This is a genomic window from Salininema proteolyticum (genome assembly GCF_042685645.1).
Taxonomy (GTDB): domain Bacteria; phylum Actinomycetota; class Actinomycetes; order Mycobacteriales; family Micromonosporaceae; genus Salininema; species Salininema proteolyticum.
In genome coordinates, this window is record NZ_JBHUNX010000001.1 from 1,292,139 (window position 1) to 1,305,772 (window position 13,634).

Sequence of the window (13,634 nt, forward strand, 5' to 3'; positions counted from 1 at the left end):
GGAAACGAACACAGTGCCTATCTACCCGATCATGTTGCCGCTCTTCGCGGCGACGGCGATCGCGGGGGGCGCGGCGGGATGGCTGGCGTGGAGACGCGCCGGCCTTCCGCGCGCCTGGGCGGGAGCCGGCGTCGGCGCCGCGGCCGGGGCCCTCGGCCCCCTCCTGACCATGATCCCCCTGCAATCCTGCACCTTCGAGCCCGACCGCACCGGACTGGACAACTCCGTCGGCGTCGTCGCGTTCCTGGCCCCGGCGGCGGTGCTCACCGCCCTGGCCGTCTGGTTCGGCCGCGCCCTCACCTCGCCCGGCGGGGCCGCCAACCTGGACAGCGGCGAACACGGGCCGACCTTCCGCCACTCGCGGAGCGCCTGGCTCTTCCTCGCCCCGACCCTGGCCGTCCTCGTCCTGTTCCTCTACTGGCCCCTGCTGGAGACGCTGCGGCTCTCCACCCAGCTGACCAAGCGGGGCACGGCCGTCGAACGGTTCGTCTGCGTCGACAACTACACCGCCCTGCTCGACCCGAGCTTCGAGTGGTGGGCCGTCGCCCTGGCCTCCCTGGCCGTGGCCGCCGTCCTCGCCACCGTCGTCGTCGAGAAGCGCCAGAGCGACCCCTTCCTCAGCCCGCTGCCGAAGCTCAAGACCTTCAGCGGACTGGCGGTCGTCGCGGCCGTCGTCGCCGTGGCCGCCAGCGTCTTCGGCCCCGACTACCGCGGCGTCTTCCTCACGACGCTCGTCCTGGCCGGGGGAACGGTCGTCCTGGCCCTCGCCATAGGACTGGGCATAGCCCTGCTGGTGTCCCGGCCGATCAGGGGAAGGAGCGTCTACCGGGTGCTCCTGATCTGGCCCTTCGCCATCAGCCCTCCGATCGCGGGCATCCTCTTCTTCGTCATGTTCGACCCCGCCACCGGCATCGTCGGACACGCCTGGGAGAGCCTGACGCCGTGGGACATGCCCAACTACCGGACCGAGCCGGCCCTGGCGCGGACGCTCGTCATCATGGCCAGCGTGTGGAAGACGCTGGGATTCATCATCGTCTTCTACGTGGCCGGACTGCAGAACGTCTCGCGGGACATGATCGAGGCCGCCCGCATCGACGGCGCCTCCGCCTGGCAGCGCCTGCGGCACTTCATCATCCCCTCCCTCTCGCCGATCACGTTCTTCCTCATCGTGACCACCGTGACCTACGCCTTCTTCGAGATCTTCGGAACCATCGACTATCTCACCAAGGGCGGTCCCAACGGGGCGACCACCGACGCGATGACCTCGGTCTACCTGTCCCAGGAGTGGATCGGCGCCGGCGCCGCCCGCTCCCTGGTCCTGTTCGCCATGGTCCTCGCCGTCACCGCCTGGCAGTTCCGCTCCACCGGTCGAAAGGTGCACTATGGCCACTAGAAGAAACTGGCTCGTCCACCTCGCGCTGGCGCTCATCTGCTTCCTGCTGTGCGCGCCCATCCTCTACGCGGTCCTGGGCGCCACCCAGAACAACGCGCAGCTGCTGGGCTTCCAGCTCTATCCCGGCGACAAGCTCGCCGACAACTGGTCCGTGGTGTGGGGCGACCGCGATCTGTGGCGCTACATGCTCAACTCACTGATCATGGCGCTCATCATCGCCGCGGGCAAGGTCGTCACCGGCATCCTGGCGGGACTGGCGTTCGTCTACTTCCGCTTCCCCGGGCGCTGGATCGTGTTCTTCTTCGTCCTGGTGACCCTCATGATGCCCACCGAGGTGTCGATCCTGGCGCTGTTCAAGATCACCGACGACCTCGGCATGACCAACAACATCGCCGGTCTGACCGTCCCGTTCCTCGCCTCGGCCACGGCGGCGTTCCTCTTCCGGCAGCACTTCGCGAACCTGCCGGGGAACCTCGTCGAGGCCGCGCAACTGGACGGGGCCAACCCCTTCCAGTTCCTGACGCGCGTGCTCGTCCCGCTGTCGTGGAACGTCATCGGCGCCCTGGCGGTACTGCAGTTCCTCTTCGGATGGAACATGTACCTCTGGCCGCTGCTGACGGTGACCGACCGCGACGAACAGGTCGTCCAGGTCGGACTCGCGACCCTGCAACAGGCGGGGGAGGGGCAGATGTACGGTCCGCTCCTGCTGGGGGCCCTGGTGGCCTCGATCCCCCCGATCCTGGTGTTCATCGCCCTGCAGAAGCCCTTCACGGCCGGCATGGCGGTCAACCCCGACAAATAGAGCGGAGAGGCCCCGACCCGCGTCGCCGACGACCGTCCGGCGGCGCGGGTCTTCCGCTCCGCGACCCACCCCGCACGCCCGCTCCCGGCAGATCCCGAGTAGGTAACAGAGTGGTCACGAAAACTCGGTAAATACTTTCTGAACTGGGAAAATGTCCTAGGCGGAAAGGGGAATCCACGATATTATCGGGCCGAACCCGAGAGAACCCGGTGGTATCCCCATGACCCAGTCCGCCCAGGCGGATTCCGTCGCGAAGCACTCGCGGCCGCCCGCCGAGCACCGACGCCTGACCGAGGCCGACGGCCTGCGGGGCCTGGCAATCCTCGTCATCGCCGTCTACCACATATGGTTCAACCGCGTGTCCGGCGGCGTGGACGTCTTCCTCCTGCTGTCCGGCTTCTTCATCACCGCCAGCCTGCTGCGCGGCCTCGAGTCCGGTCGCGGCGTCGGCTACCGCCGCTTCCTCGCCCGCATCGTCCGCCGCATCCTCCCCGCCTCCCACTTCGTCGTCCTCTGCTGCCTCGCCATCGCCTTCTTCTGGCTGGCCGCCTCCACGTGGGAGCAGACCATCGGCGACGCCCTCTCGGCGGCCCTGTTCACCTCCAACTGGTGGTTCGCCGACCAGTCGGTGGACTACCTCTCGACCAACAACGGCGCCAGCGTCGTCCAGCACTACTGGTCCCTCGCCGTCCAGATGCAGTTCTACCTGATCTGGCCGCTCCTCCTGGGCGCCCTGTACTTCGGGGCGAAGCGCCTGGGCTGGAACTTCCGCGTCGTCACGGCCGTCGCGTTCGCCGCGATCCTCGCGTCCTCCCTCGCCTTCGCCCAGTGGGCCATCGGGTTCGACCAGGCCTACACCTATTTCGACACCCGCGCCCGCCTGTGGGAGTTCGCCTTCGGGGGGCTTCTGGCGCTGGCCGCGGTGAAGGTCAGGCCCTTCCGCGGAGCCGGGGCGCTGTCCTGGATCGGGCTCGCCGGGCTCCTGGCGGCGGGGTTCCTCGTTGAGGGACGCGCCTATCCCGGCGTCGGGGCGCTGGTCCCCGTCGGGGCCGCTTCGCTGATCCTCGTGTCCGCGCTCGCCGCGCCGCGGTCCGGCGCGGGAAGACTGCTGTCGACCGGGCCGATGCGGTGGCTCGGGAACCACGCCTTCTCCCTGTACCTGTGGCACTGGCCCCTCCTCGTCCTCTACCTGACGCGGACCGGGCGCGACGCCGCCACCGTTCCCGCCGGGATCGCCATCATCCTGGCCGCCACGGTGCTGGCTGCGGGCACCCGGTGGCTGTTCGACCGGCGCATTCCGAAACTCGGGTGGGGGCAGCGGTCCCTCCTCGGCGCCTACGCCTTCGGCGCAGCGACCATATCCGCGGTGCTGATGGTCGGCGTGAGCTTCGCCGCCGCCGTCCACGTCAAGACGAAGGACGGCATGGTGCCGGCCGCGGGGCACGAGTACCCCGGCGCGGAGGAACTGGCGGAGGAGGAGCCCGAAGCGGTGGACGACTTCCGGCCCACGACCCTCGCCGCCGCGGACGACATGCCGAAGCGCTCCGACGAGTGCAACCAGAGCATGGTCGGCTACGAGGTCGTCGAGTGCCGTTTCGGGGCGGAGCGGGAGACGGCGGAGAAGACCGTCGTCATGTACGGGGCCTCGAAGATCTGGCACTGGTTCCCGGCCATGGAGCAGATCGCCGAGGACCGGGGCTGGCACCTGGTCACCTACATCAAGAACGCCTGCCGGACGGTGATCGACCAGCCCAACGACAGGGAAGAGCGCTACAAGTCCTGCGACGCGTGGAACGACGACGCGACTGAGTCCATCCTGGAGCAGGATCCGGACATGGTGTTCATGCTGGGGTCGCGCGTCGGGTATGACGCCGTCGAGAGCCATCCCGACTTCGAGGAGCGGTGGGAGCCGTTCATGGAGCGGGACATCGACGTCGTGGCGGTGCGCGACACCCCCAGCCCCCGATTCGACATTCCGGCCTGCGTGGACATCAACGGGCCCGAGAGCGGGGAGTGCACGGTCGACCGCGACTCCTACTATCCCGATCCCGAGGAGTTCTACGAGGTCGGGATCCTGGAGGGCGTGTCGAAGATCGACCTGACCGACTTCATCTGCGACGAGTCGGTCTGCCGTCCCGTGGTGGGGAACGTGCTCGTCTACCGGGACGACGCGCACATGACGGCCACGTTCGCCGAGACCTTGAGGCCCTACCTGGAGGAGCGGATACTGGAGGCGCTCGACTGGTAGCGCCGCCCGCCCGGGAGTACAGTCGGCACTGAGACCCCGCAGGGAAGGAGGGCGACCGTGAGACCGGTGTTCGTCTTCGACGGCGACTGTGCTTTCTGCACCAGGTGCGCGGAGTTCGTTAGGCGGCGTGTGCGCACCGAGGCCGAGGTGCTTCCCTGGCAGGAGGCCGATCTCGGCGAACTCGGACTGTCCCTCGAGGACGTCGAGGGCGCCGTCCAATGGGTCGACTCCGACATCCGAGCGGCCGGACCGGACGCGATCGCGGTGCTGCTGCGCCGGGCCCAGTGGTACTGGAAGCCGATCGGGGCGCTGCTGTCGCTCTCGCTGGTCTCCCGGCTGGCCTGGCCGGTCTACCGTCTCGTGGCCCGCAATCGGCACCGCATGCCCGGCGGCACGCCCGCCTGCGCGGTCGAACAGCCGCCGGCATAAGCCCTCCGGCGCCGGGCGCCCGTAGCCGACGGAACGGCCTTACGAGCCGGGCTTACCGGAACGCCCGTTCGCTGACCATGCCGGCCGCGGTGGCCTTGGCGATCAGCTGCCTGTTGTTCTCGGAGTCAAATGCCGCCCGCATCGCGCCCAGGCGGCGTCTGACCGTGCTCTCCGATACCCCGAGCCAGAGCCCGGCCTCGGTGAGGTCGTCGGCGGCGATATACGCCTCCAGAGTCCGCCGCTGCATCGTTGTGAACGGAAAAGTCGGCGAGGATGTGCGGTTCATCGGGGGAGTCCTCGGTTCTCGGCATTCGGGGTTCGGGACGTTGTGGACACCATAGCGAGGAGTTCTCCGAGTGGCAACCCGAGATGCTGAGTGAATACCTGAACTCTGGTGCTCGATTCCGTGCGCACGGTATTGCATTCTCGTCATACGTATCAATACGATGATGGCGGTCGACGGGACCGAGCTTGCGACTTTAGCCCGCCGACCGGACTGAACCATTGCCATCACTCCGGAAGGGAGACAGACCATGGTCGGACACACCAAGGATAGGCGAAGAGGGCGTCTTGCCGGAAGGCTGGTCGCCGCCGTGATAGGACTGGTGGCCGTCGCCGGCCCGTCTACCGCGCTGGCGGCTCAGGGTACCGGCGGCGACATCGGTACACAGGCCAGTTGCGGTGATACCGAGGACGTCTACATCAACGGCGGGGAAGCGCACTGGACCATCAACTGCAGCGGTGGCGAGACGACGATCTCGGGATGGCACAAGGACACCAAGGCCGACGGCCGCTGCGTCCAGGTCTACGGCTCGGTATCGGGAAACTCGTTCATCACGCCCAGGGCCTGTCCTTCGGGGGAACGGGAGATCTGGTCCCGGACCGTCTCCGGCACCAGCAACATCAAGGTGTATGCCCGCACTCTTTAGGCGAGCGAGTTGAGGTCAGGGGGGCGCGGTCAGGCGAGCCCCCTGACCTCTTCCTGCGCGGTCGAACAGCCCTCACTGTCCGAGGGCTGAACTCCGATCCGGGGGAGGGCCGTACTCGGCCTCGGCACGGGCGCCGTTCCCGCATCCCTCGGCGCGAAACGGGACCGGCCGAGGGCGGGGGAGCGCCCGGCCCTAATCCTGTCCCGCGGCGAAGTACGTATCCAGCTCCTCCGGCACCGGGGCGACGTCCACGGGCTCGCTGCCGTTGCGAATCGACTCTGTGGCGGCGACTCCCGCGGCGACCGCGTCGCGCGCGGCGACGGGAGAGGTATCGGTTTTCCCACCCTCGACGACAAAACGGAGGAACTCGTCGATCAGGGCCGCGTCCGCACCGCCGTGACCGCCCTCGGCCTCGGGGATCGCAACGGTCAGGTCCCCCTCGGGATCCCAGCCGCGCCTGCCGGCGTTCCACACCTTGACGTGCCCGCCCGGCCCGTTGCCGAAGTTCTCTATCCGGCCCTCGGTCCCGATGACGGTGTAGTTGCGCCAGTAGTCGGGAGTGTAGTGGCACTGCTGGTAGGAGGCCTGGACCCCGTTGCGCAGCCGCATGAGCACCATGGAGAGGTCCTCCACGTCGATCACGGGGTGGAGCTCCTTCTGGGCGAGCGGCGGCCAGTGGGTCTCTGGGGAGAACCAGTCGGGGGCCTTGGAACCCGGCGCTGCCTGGCGCGACTCGACGCGGTCGTAGACGCTGAGCTTGCCCATGGCGGTGACCCGCTCGGTGGACGCCCCCGCGAGCCAGTGGACGACGTCGATATCGTGGCTGCCCTTCTGCAGCAGCAGACCCGTGGTGTTGGCGCGCTCGGCGTGCCAGTCCTTGAAGTAGAAGTCGCCGCCGTGCCCTACGAAGTGCCGGCACCAGACCGCCTCGACCTCGCCGACGGCCCCGTCCAGGACGAGGTCGCGCATGGTCCTCACGACCGGCATGTGCCGCATATTGTGCCCCACGTACAGCCGCGTGCCGTAGGTGCGGGCGGCGTTCAGCAGGCGGTCGCAGTCGGCGGTGGTGATCGCGAGCGGCTTCTCCATGAACACGGGCTTCCCCGCGGCGAGCGCCTGCAGCCCGAGGTGAATATGCGTGTGGTCGGGGGTGAGCAGGAGGACCGCGTCGACGGAGGAGGAGAGCAGCCCGTCGAAGGAGGAGTGCGTCCTGACCGAGGCGCCGAATGCCTCCCGCGCCCAGTCGAAGACGGTGGTGTCGGGGTCGCAGACGTCGGTGACGAGGACGTCCCGGTCGGGGCGGTGGGCTTCGACGGCGAGGGACCGGCGCAGCCCCAGCCCGGCGACTCCGAGGGACAAGGACATGAGGGAACCTCCTGTATTTCGGCGCTGTACAGCAAGATACAGAAAGGGCGGGGAGTCCCTCGAGGGACTCCCCGCCCCGAAACGATCGGCAGGTTCCAGGCGTTCCGCCTGCGCCTCAACCGGTCACACGGTAAGCGTTTCCAAAGCCGCGCGCCCCGGGCCCACCGGTCACGCGGCCAGGGCCTGCGGCTCGCGGTACGCCCGGACGGTCAGCGTGATCATCACCAGCGCCCCCACGAACAGGATCAGCATGCCGGTCGCCATGTGCTGCAGGTTCACCTGGCCGAACATGACCAGCGCGGGAAGCGCGCCGCCGGCGGCCATCTGCAGCGAACCCATCAGCGCCGACGCCGTCCCGGCCGTGTTCGGCGGCTGCGAGCTCATCGCCAGCGCCCCCGTGTTGGGGAAGACGATCCCGTTGCCGAACATCATCACCACGATGACCGCCGTCATGGACACGAGGGTCGCCGTCCCGGTCGCCCACAGCCCGAACAGGGCCAGGACGCCGACGGTCGCCAGGCTCGCGCCGATGATCATCCGCCGCGTCGACGGGATCTTCACCTTCTTCATCAAGAAGATGTTCACCTGGTTGCCCAGCAGCACCGCGACGGTGCCGATGGCGAAGATGATCGAGTAGACCGTCTCCGAGGCGCCGAACTCCTCCTGCGAGATGAACGAGAACGAGCTGATGTACACGAACATCGTCGCGAAGGTGAAGCAGACGGTCATGACGGGGAAGATGAACTGCGGGGTGCGCACCAGGACCCCGACGTCCGACATCAGCGACCGGAGGTGGATCTCGCGGCGCTGCGCGGCCGGCAGGCTCTCGGGCAGGAACTTGGCGATCAAGAGCGTCGCCACCAGCGACACCGCGCCCAGGACCAGGAAGATGACCGGCCACGGCGCCACCAGGATGATCTGCCCGCCGATGATGGGCCCCAGCATCGGGGCCAGCATCGTGATGAACATCATCTTGGAGATGAAGCTGGTCATCGCGTCGCCCGTGAAGTGGTCGCGGATGACCGCGCGCGAGACGACCATGCCCGCGGCGCCCGCCAGGCCCTGCACGGCGCGGGCCGCGATGAGCGCCCCGGCCGTCGGGGCGAAGGCGCAGGCGACCGTGGCCAGCGTGAAGACGGTCATCCCGATCAGCAGCGGGCCGCGGCGCCCGAACCGGTCGGACAGCGGGCCGATGAGCGCCTGGCCCACGGCGAGGCCGACCATCGACGCCGTCAGCGTCAGCTGGATATAGGCCTCGGTGGTGCCCAGGCCGTCGGCGATGGCCGGGAACGCCGGAAGGTACATGTCGGTGGAGAGGGGGCCCACGGCGGTGAGGATGCCGAGGACGACGACGAGCAGGACGACGTAGCGCTTGGGGTGGTCGCGCTCGCTGAGTGGGATCTCGTTCTCGGACACGCTGGTGCTCTGGGAGGCTTGGACGGTCATTACGCTCGCTCCGGTCGTGGTGTTCGGGTTCGGGGTGGGGGCGCGTCCAACACGGCCCCGCGATACCGGACGCAGTGATGGCCCGGTATGAGTGTTGAGTCGGTTTTGAGAGAAGGCCGATCCTGCCGCCGATCGAGGCCCTGTATGAAGGTTACTAATGAACTAGCCGGACGGCAAGTAGTTTTCGACGGTCGCCGGGGCCTTCTACCTCACACCGCGGTGTGCCCGGCCACTGTTAGCCCGACGAGTGTCGCCCGAGGTCACTAGACTTGACCGGACTCTTTGACTAGAACGGAACCTCATGCGCGTAATGGGAATCGACCCGGGACTCACCCGCTGCGGAGTCGGCGTCGTGGAGGGCAGCCCGGGCAAGGCCGGGAGGCTCGTCGCCGTGGACGTGATCCGCACCGACTCGAAGGCCGAACTGCCCGAACGGCTGCGGGCCCTGGACGCCGGCCTGTCGGCGTTCCTGGAGGAGCACGAGCCGGAGCAGGTCGCCGTGGAGAGGGTCTTCTCCCAGCACAACCTCGCCAGCGTCATCCCCACCGCCCAGGCCTCCGGGGTCGCCGTGCTCGCAGGGGCCAAGCGCGGCCTGCCCACCGCCACTTACACGCCCTCCGAGGCGAAGGCCGCCGTGTGCGGCAGCGGAACCGCCGACAAGAGGCAGGTCACGACGATGGTCACCCGTATACTCCGGTTGGACGCTCCGCCCAAGCCCGCCGACGCGGCCGACGCCCTGGCCCTGGCGATCTGCCACCTGTGGAGGGGCGCCCTGAAGAACCGACTGGCACGACAGGCGAGGAGCCCGCGATGATCGCGCAACTGACCGGAAGGGTCGCCGCCGTGGCGGCGGCCTACGCGACGGTGGACGTCGGCGGAGTCGGCTACGCGGTGCACTGCGGATCCTCGACCCTCGCGAACCTCGCCGTCGGGCACGAGCACGTCGTGCACGTCTCCACCCGCGTGCGCGAGGACGCCATCACCCTCTACGGCTTCCTGAGCCTGGAGGAGCGCGACCTCTTCGAGCTGCTCCAGACCGCTCAGAAGATAGGCCCGAGGATCGCGCTCGACGCCGTCGACTCGCTCGGGGTTGAGAAGGTGCGCACCGCCATCGGCCGCGGCGACACCGCCACCCTCTCGCGCATTCCGGGGGTGGGGAAGAAGAGCGCCGAGCGCATAGTCCTCGACCTGGCCGATAAGATCGGCCCGCTCCCCTCCGACGTCCCCGAGCAGGCCCGGCCCCGGCCCGACGAGTGGCGCCTCCAGGTCTCGCAGGGCATCCAGGCGCTGGGCTGGAGCGCCAAGGAGGCCGAGGCCGCCATCAAGGAGCTGGACACGGACGGCGCCACCCCCGGCGACGTGCCGGCCCTGCTCAAGCAAGCCATCCGACTCCTGGGAAAGAAGTAGATGACCGACGAGATCAGCGAAGAGGACTGGAACAGGGCCCTGACGGCGGCCACCGCGTCGCCGGAGGAGTCCGACCTCGAGGCGTCCATCCGCCCGGGCAAGCTCGACGACGTCATCGGCCAGGAGCGGGTCCGCGAACAGCTGCACCTGCTGCTGGAGAGCGCCCTGCGGCGCGGGGCGAGCCCCGACCACCTCCTGCTCAGCGGCCCGCCCGGCCTGGGCAAGACCACCCTCGCCATGATCGTCGCCGCCGAGCTGGGCGTCGGCCTGCGCCAGACCTCCGGCCCGGCGATCGAGCGCTCGGGCGACCTCGCGGCCATCCTCACGAGCCTGGAGCCGGGGGAGGTGCTCTTCATCGACGAGATCCACCGCATGGCCCGGCCCGCCGAGGAGCTGCTCTACACGGCCATGGAGGACTTCCGCGTGGACGTGGTGGTCGGCAAGGGCCCCGGCGCCACCGCCATCCCGCTCGATCTGGAGCCGTTCACGCTCGTCGGGGCCACCACCCGCTCAGGACTGCTCACCGGGCCCCTGCGCGACCGCTTCGGCTTCCTCGGGCAGCTGGAGTTCTACAACGCCGACGAGCTGGCCTCCATCGTCACGCGCTCGGCGGCCATCCTCGACGTTCCCGTGACGGCCGAGGGCGCCTCCGAGATCGCCGGGCGCAGCCGCGGCACGCCCCGCATCGCCAACCGCCTCTTGCGCCGGGTCCGCGACTACGCGCAGGTCAAGGGCAACGGATCGGTCGACCGCTCCATGGCCGACGCCGCGCTCGAGCTCTACGACGTCGACCGCCTGGGGCTCGACCGCCTCGACCGCGCCGTCCTGGAGGCCCTTACCGGGACCTTCCGCGGAGGGCCGGTAGGGTTGACGACGATCGCCGTCGCCGTGGGTGAACAACCCGACACCGTGGAGGAGGTCTGCGAGCCCTACCTGGTGCGCACCGGTTTGGTCGCCCGTACGCCGCGGGGTAGGGTTGCGACTGCGGCGGCCTGGCAGCACATGGGGAAGAACCCCCCGGAGCAGCTGCCGTTCCACTGAATACCTTGCCGCAGACGGGCCGGTCCCGCGCGGTAGACTGCGGCCACGCCCGCATTCTGACAAAACGAAAGGCTCAGACGTGCTCGACGTTCCAACCACTCTCGCCCAGGACGGCGGAGGCAGCATGATCCCCACTCTGCTGTTCATGGTGGCGATCTTCGCCCTGCTGTACTTCGTCATGATCCGCCCGCAGAAGAAGCGCCAGCGGGAGCAGCAGGAAATGCAGAACACCGTCGCCTCCGGCACCAAGGTCATCACCATCGGCGGCCTCTACGGCACCGTCGTCGAGTCCGACGACGAGACGATCACCCTCGAGGCCAGCGACGGCGTCTTCCTCGTCTTCGCCCGCCAGGCCATCGGCCGCGTGATCCCGCCGGAGGAGGAGGCCGCCGCCGAGTCGTCCGCCGACTCCGACGAGGAGGAGCCCACCCTCACCGACGAGGACCTCGACAAACTCCGCAGCGCGGACGAGGACCCGAAGAAGGACAAGGGCAAGGACTACTAGATCGGGGCCTGCGCGCGGGTCCGCCGCACGGCGGCGCGCGGGTGAGACGGCCTACGATTAGGGGATTCTAAGGCGTTGACGCGACGCCACCGCGGTCATCCGGTCCGGCGGCCCAGGCGGGCCGCCGAAGCGGCCGCAAGGTGGCTGTGGTTACATTGAGGCGCGCCTTACAACTGCCTACGGCACCGCCTGCGGCCATGCCCCTCAGACGGTCGGCGCCCCCCGGTCTGTCGAATTGGATCAAGGAAGAGACTGAGCATTGGCTAGTGAAACGGGCAAACGACGCCCGCAGAAGAAGATTCAGGGCAAACGCCTGCGGCTGGCGCCCTATTTCCTGTCTCTGGCGGTCGTGATCGCGCTCCTGTGGGTCGCGGCCCTCGCGGGAAGCGGCTCCTGGAACTCGTTCCCCAAGCCGAAGCTCGGTTTGGACCTGCAGGGCGGCCTGTCGATGACCCTCACCGCCTATGACGACGGCGGGGCCGAGCCGACCGCCGAGGACATGGAGCAGGCCCGGCAGATCATCGAGGAGCGCGTCGACTCCACCGGCGTCGCCGAGCCCGAGGTGTTCGTCGAGGGCCAGGACAACATCATCGTGAACGTCGCCGGCGACGACACCGACGAGGAGTCCCTCCGCTCCGTCGGCGCTCCGGCGGCCCTGCGGTTCCGCATCGTCTCCGCTTCGGCCCAGGACACCTCCGGGACCATCGACGAGTCCATCGCGCAGTTGACCGAGGCCGGATCCGAGGGCGTCGCGCCCGACGGAGAGGGCGTCGACCTCGCCGCCCTGGCCGCCGAGGAGCGCGAGGACTCCTCGAACCTCGAGCAGATCGAGACCGGCGACACCCTCGTCGACGTCCTGGAGAAGGTCGGTCCCGCCGCCGCGCAGGCGGCCTTCGGCCTCACCGCCGCCCCGGCCGACGCGGCCACGCTCGAAGCGCTCAAGCCGTTCGCGGAGCTGACCGCCGACGAGGTGGCGCTCCTGCCCTCCGCCGTCCAGTACTACGTTCCGACCGTCTCCTGCGAGCAGCTGGACAACCGCCCGCCCGGATCGGTGCAGGACCCGGCCAAGCCCGTCGCCGCCTGCGGAAGCGTCGACGACGGCATGGGCAACGATGCCAAGGCCAAGTACCTGATGGCCCCCGCCCAGGTCCTGGGCTCCGACGTGGACAGCGCCGACATCGGCACCGACCCCAACCGCGGCAACGAGTACGTCGTGAACGTCAAGTTCACCGGGGCCGGCACCGACAAGTGGAGCACCCTGACCAAGGAGAACGTCCAGAACTCCGTGGCGATCGTCCTCGACAACGAGGTCGTCTCCGCCCCGGTGATCCAGGAGGCCTCCACCAGCCAGACGCAGATCTCCGGCGACTTCACGCCGACGGAGGCGAAGCTCCTGTCCGACCAGCTGAACTTCGGCTCCCTGGACATCAACTTCAAGACCGAGACGATCAACAACGTCACGGCGACGCTCGGCGTCCAGCAGCTCAAGGCCGGCCTCATCGCCGGGGCCATCGGCCTCGCGCTGGTCTTCCTCTACTGCCTCGCCTACTACCGCATCCTCGGCTTCATCGTGCTCGGCTCGCTGACCTCGGCGACGCTGGTGCTCTACCCGTTCCTGACCCTCCTGGGCAACCAGGCGGGCCTGACGCTGACCCTCGCGGGCATCGCGGGCTTCGTGGTCTCGATCGGCATCACCGCCGACTCCTTCGTGGTGTACTTCGAACGCATCAAGGAGGAGATGAAGGACGGCAGGTCGGCGCGCTCGGCCGTGCCCAGGGCGTGGGAGCGCACCAGGAGAACGATCCTGTCGGCGAACGCCGTCTCGATCATCTCCTCGGTCGTGCTGTACCTGCTCGCGCTCGGACCGGTCCGCGCCTTCGCCTTCGCGCTCGGTGTCTCGACCCTGGTCAACATCCTGGTGGTCTTCCTGTTCACCCACCCGATCGCCGAGTGGCTGGCGCGGGGACGCGTTCTCAACAACCCGTTCCTCTCCGGCCTCCACACGAGGCTCAACCTGACCACGAGCGACGCGAAGCCGGCCGGCAAGACCGCCCGGGCCGAGTCCTAGG

At 68.7% G+C, this 13,634-nt stretch carries 13 protein-coding genes; 10 read left to right on the plus strand and 3 right to left on the minus strand.

The genetic code is table 11. The features are described 5' to 3' along the window. Nucleotides 1–13 precede the first annotated feature (13 nt). The 4 genes from ACFTE1_RS06065 (at nt 14) to ACFTE1_RS06080 (ending at nt 4,872) form a co-directional block, all read left to right on the plus strand. Nucleotides 14–1,393, plus strand: coding sequence for a carbohydrate ABC transporter permease (locus tag ACFTE1_RS06065; RefSeq protein WP_380625306.1), 1,380 nt, complete (start codon nt 14–16; stop codon nt 1,391–1,393). Further along, entirely contained in the window at nt 1,383–2,195 is an 813-nt protein-coding gene (locus ACFTE1_RS06070; protein WP_380625308.1) for a carbohydrate ABC transporter permease, read from the plus strand. The genes ACFTE1_RS06065 and ACFTE1_RS06070 overlap by 11 nt, the downstream gene beginning before the upstream one ends. A 220-nt stretch (nt 2,196–2,415) precedes the next feature. Beyond that, nucleotides 2,416–4,443, plus strand: a complete 2,028-nt coding sequence (locus ACFTE1_RS06075; RefSeq protein WP_380625310.1) for an acyltransferase family protein — start codon at nt 2,416–2,418, stop codon at nt 4,441–4,443. A 57-nt stretch (nt 4,444–4,500) separates the two neighbouring features. Further along, on the plus strand, nt 4,501–4,872 hold the full coding sequence (locus ACFTE1_RS06080; protein WP_380625312.1) for a thiol-disulfide oxidoreductase DCC family protein: 372 nt from the start codon (nt 4,501–4,503) through the stop codon (nt 4,870–4,872). 52 nt (nt 4,873–4,924) lie between these two features. Here ACFTE1_RS06080 and ACFTE1_RS06085 read toward each other — a convergent pair whose 3' ends face one another. Next, a complete protein-coding gene (locus ACFTE1_RS06085; protein ID WP_380625314.1) occupies nt 4,925–5,158 on the minus strand; it encodes a hypothetical protein in 234 nt (77 codons plus the stop codon). 247 nt (nt 5,159–5,405) lie between these two features. Here ACFTE1_RS06085 and ACFTE1_RS06090 point away from each other — a divergent pair, with 247 nt between their 5' ends. Then, entirely contained in the window at nt 5,406–5,801 is a 396-nt protein-coding gene (locus ACFTE1_RS06090; RefSeq protein ID WP_380625316.1) for a hypothetical protein, read from the plus strand. A 192-nt stretch (nt 5,802–5,993) separates the two neighbouring features. Here ACFTE1_RS06090 and ACFTE1_RS06095 read toward each other — a convergent pair whose 3' ends face one another. Together ACFTE1_RS06095 and ACFTE1_RS06100 are read right to left on the minus strand one after the other, a co-directional pair. After that, entirely contained in the window at nt 5,994–7,166 is a 1,173-nt protein-coding gene (locus ACFTE1_RS06095) for a Gfo/Idh/MocA family protein (protein WP_380625318.1), read from the minus strand. Nucleotides 7,167–7,334: 168 nt separating this feature from the next. Beyond that, nucleotides 7,335–8,612 (minus strand): multidrug effflux MFS transporter, encoded by a 1,278-nt coding sequence (locus tag ACFTE1_RS06100; RefSeq protein WP_380625320.1) that lies wholly within the window; start codon nt 8,610–8,612, stop codon nt 7,335–7,337. 301 nt (nt 8,613–8,913) lie between these two features. Between ACFTE1_RS06100 and ruvC the strand changes: the two genes are divergently transcribed. The 5 genes from ruvC (at nt 8,914) to secD (ending at nt 13,633) form a co-directional block, all read left to right on the plus strand. After that, a complete protein-coding gene (gene ruvC, locus ACFTE1_RS06105; RefSeq protein WP_380625323.1) occupies nt 8,914–9,426 on the plus strand; it encodes a crossover junction endodeoxyribonuclease RuvC in 513 nt (170 codons plus the stop codon). Further along, nucleotides 9,423–10,019 carry a Holliday junction branch migration protein RuvA gene (gene ruvA / locus ACFTE1_RS06110; protein ID WP_380625325.1) on the plus strand — a complete coding sequence of 199 codons (597 nt, stop codon included), beginning with the start codon at nt 9,423–9,425 and terminating at the stop codon, nt 10,017–10,019. Before ruvC ends, ruvA begins: the two co-directional genes overlap by 4 nt. After that, nucleotides 10,020–11,060: a Holliday junction branch migration DNA helicase RuvB gene (ruvB, locus tag ACFTE1_RS06115; protein WP_380625327.1), complete on the plus strand. Its 1,041-nt coding sequence runs from the start codon at nt 10,020–10,022 to the stop codon at nt 11,058–11,060. Nucleotides 11,061–11,139: 79 nt separating this feature from the next. Then, nucleotides 11,140–11,565: a preprotein translocase subunit YajC gene (gene yajC / locus ACFTE1_RS06120; protein WP_380625329.1), complete on the plus strand. Its 426-nt coding sequence runs from the start codon at nt 11,140–11,142 to the stop codon at nt 11,563–11,565. Between the two features lie 259 nt (nt 11,566–11,824). After that, nucleotides 11,825–13,633 (plus strand): protein translocase subunit SecD, encoded by a 1,809-nt coding sequence (gene secD, locus ACFTE1_RS06125; RefSeq protein ID WP_380625331.1) that lies wholly within the window; start codon nt 11,825–11,827, stop codon nt 13,631–13,633. The last annotated feature ends 1 nt before the right edge of the window (nt 13,634 follow it).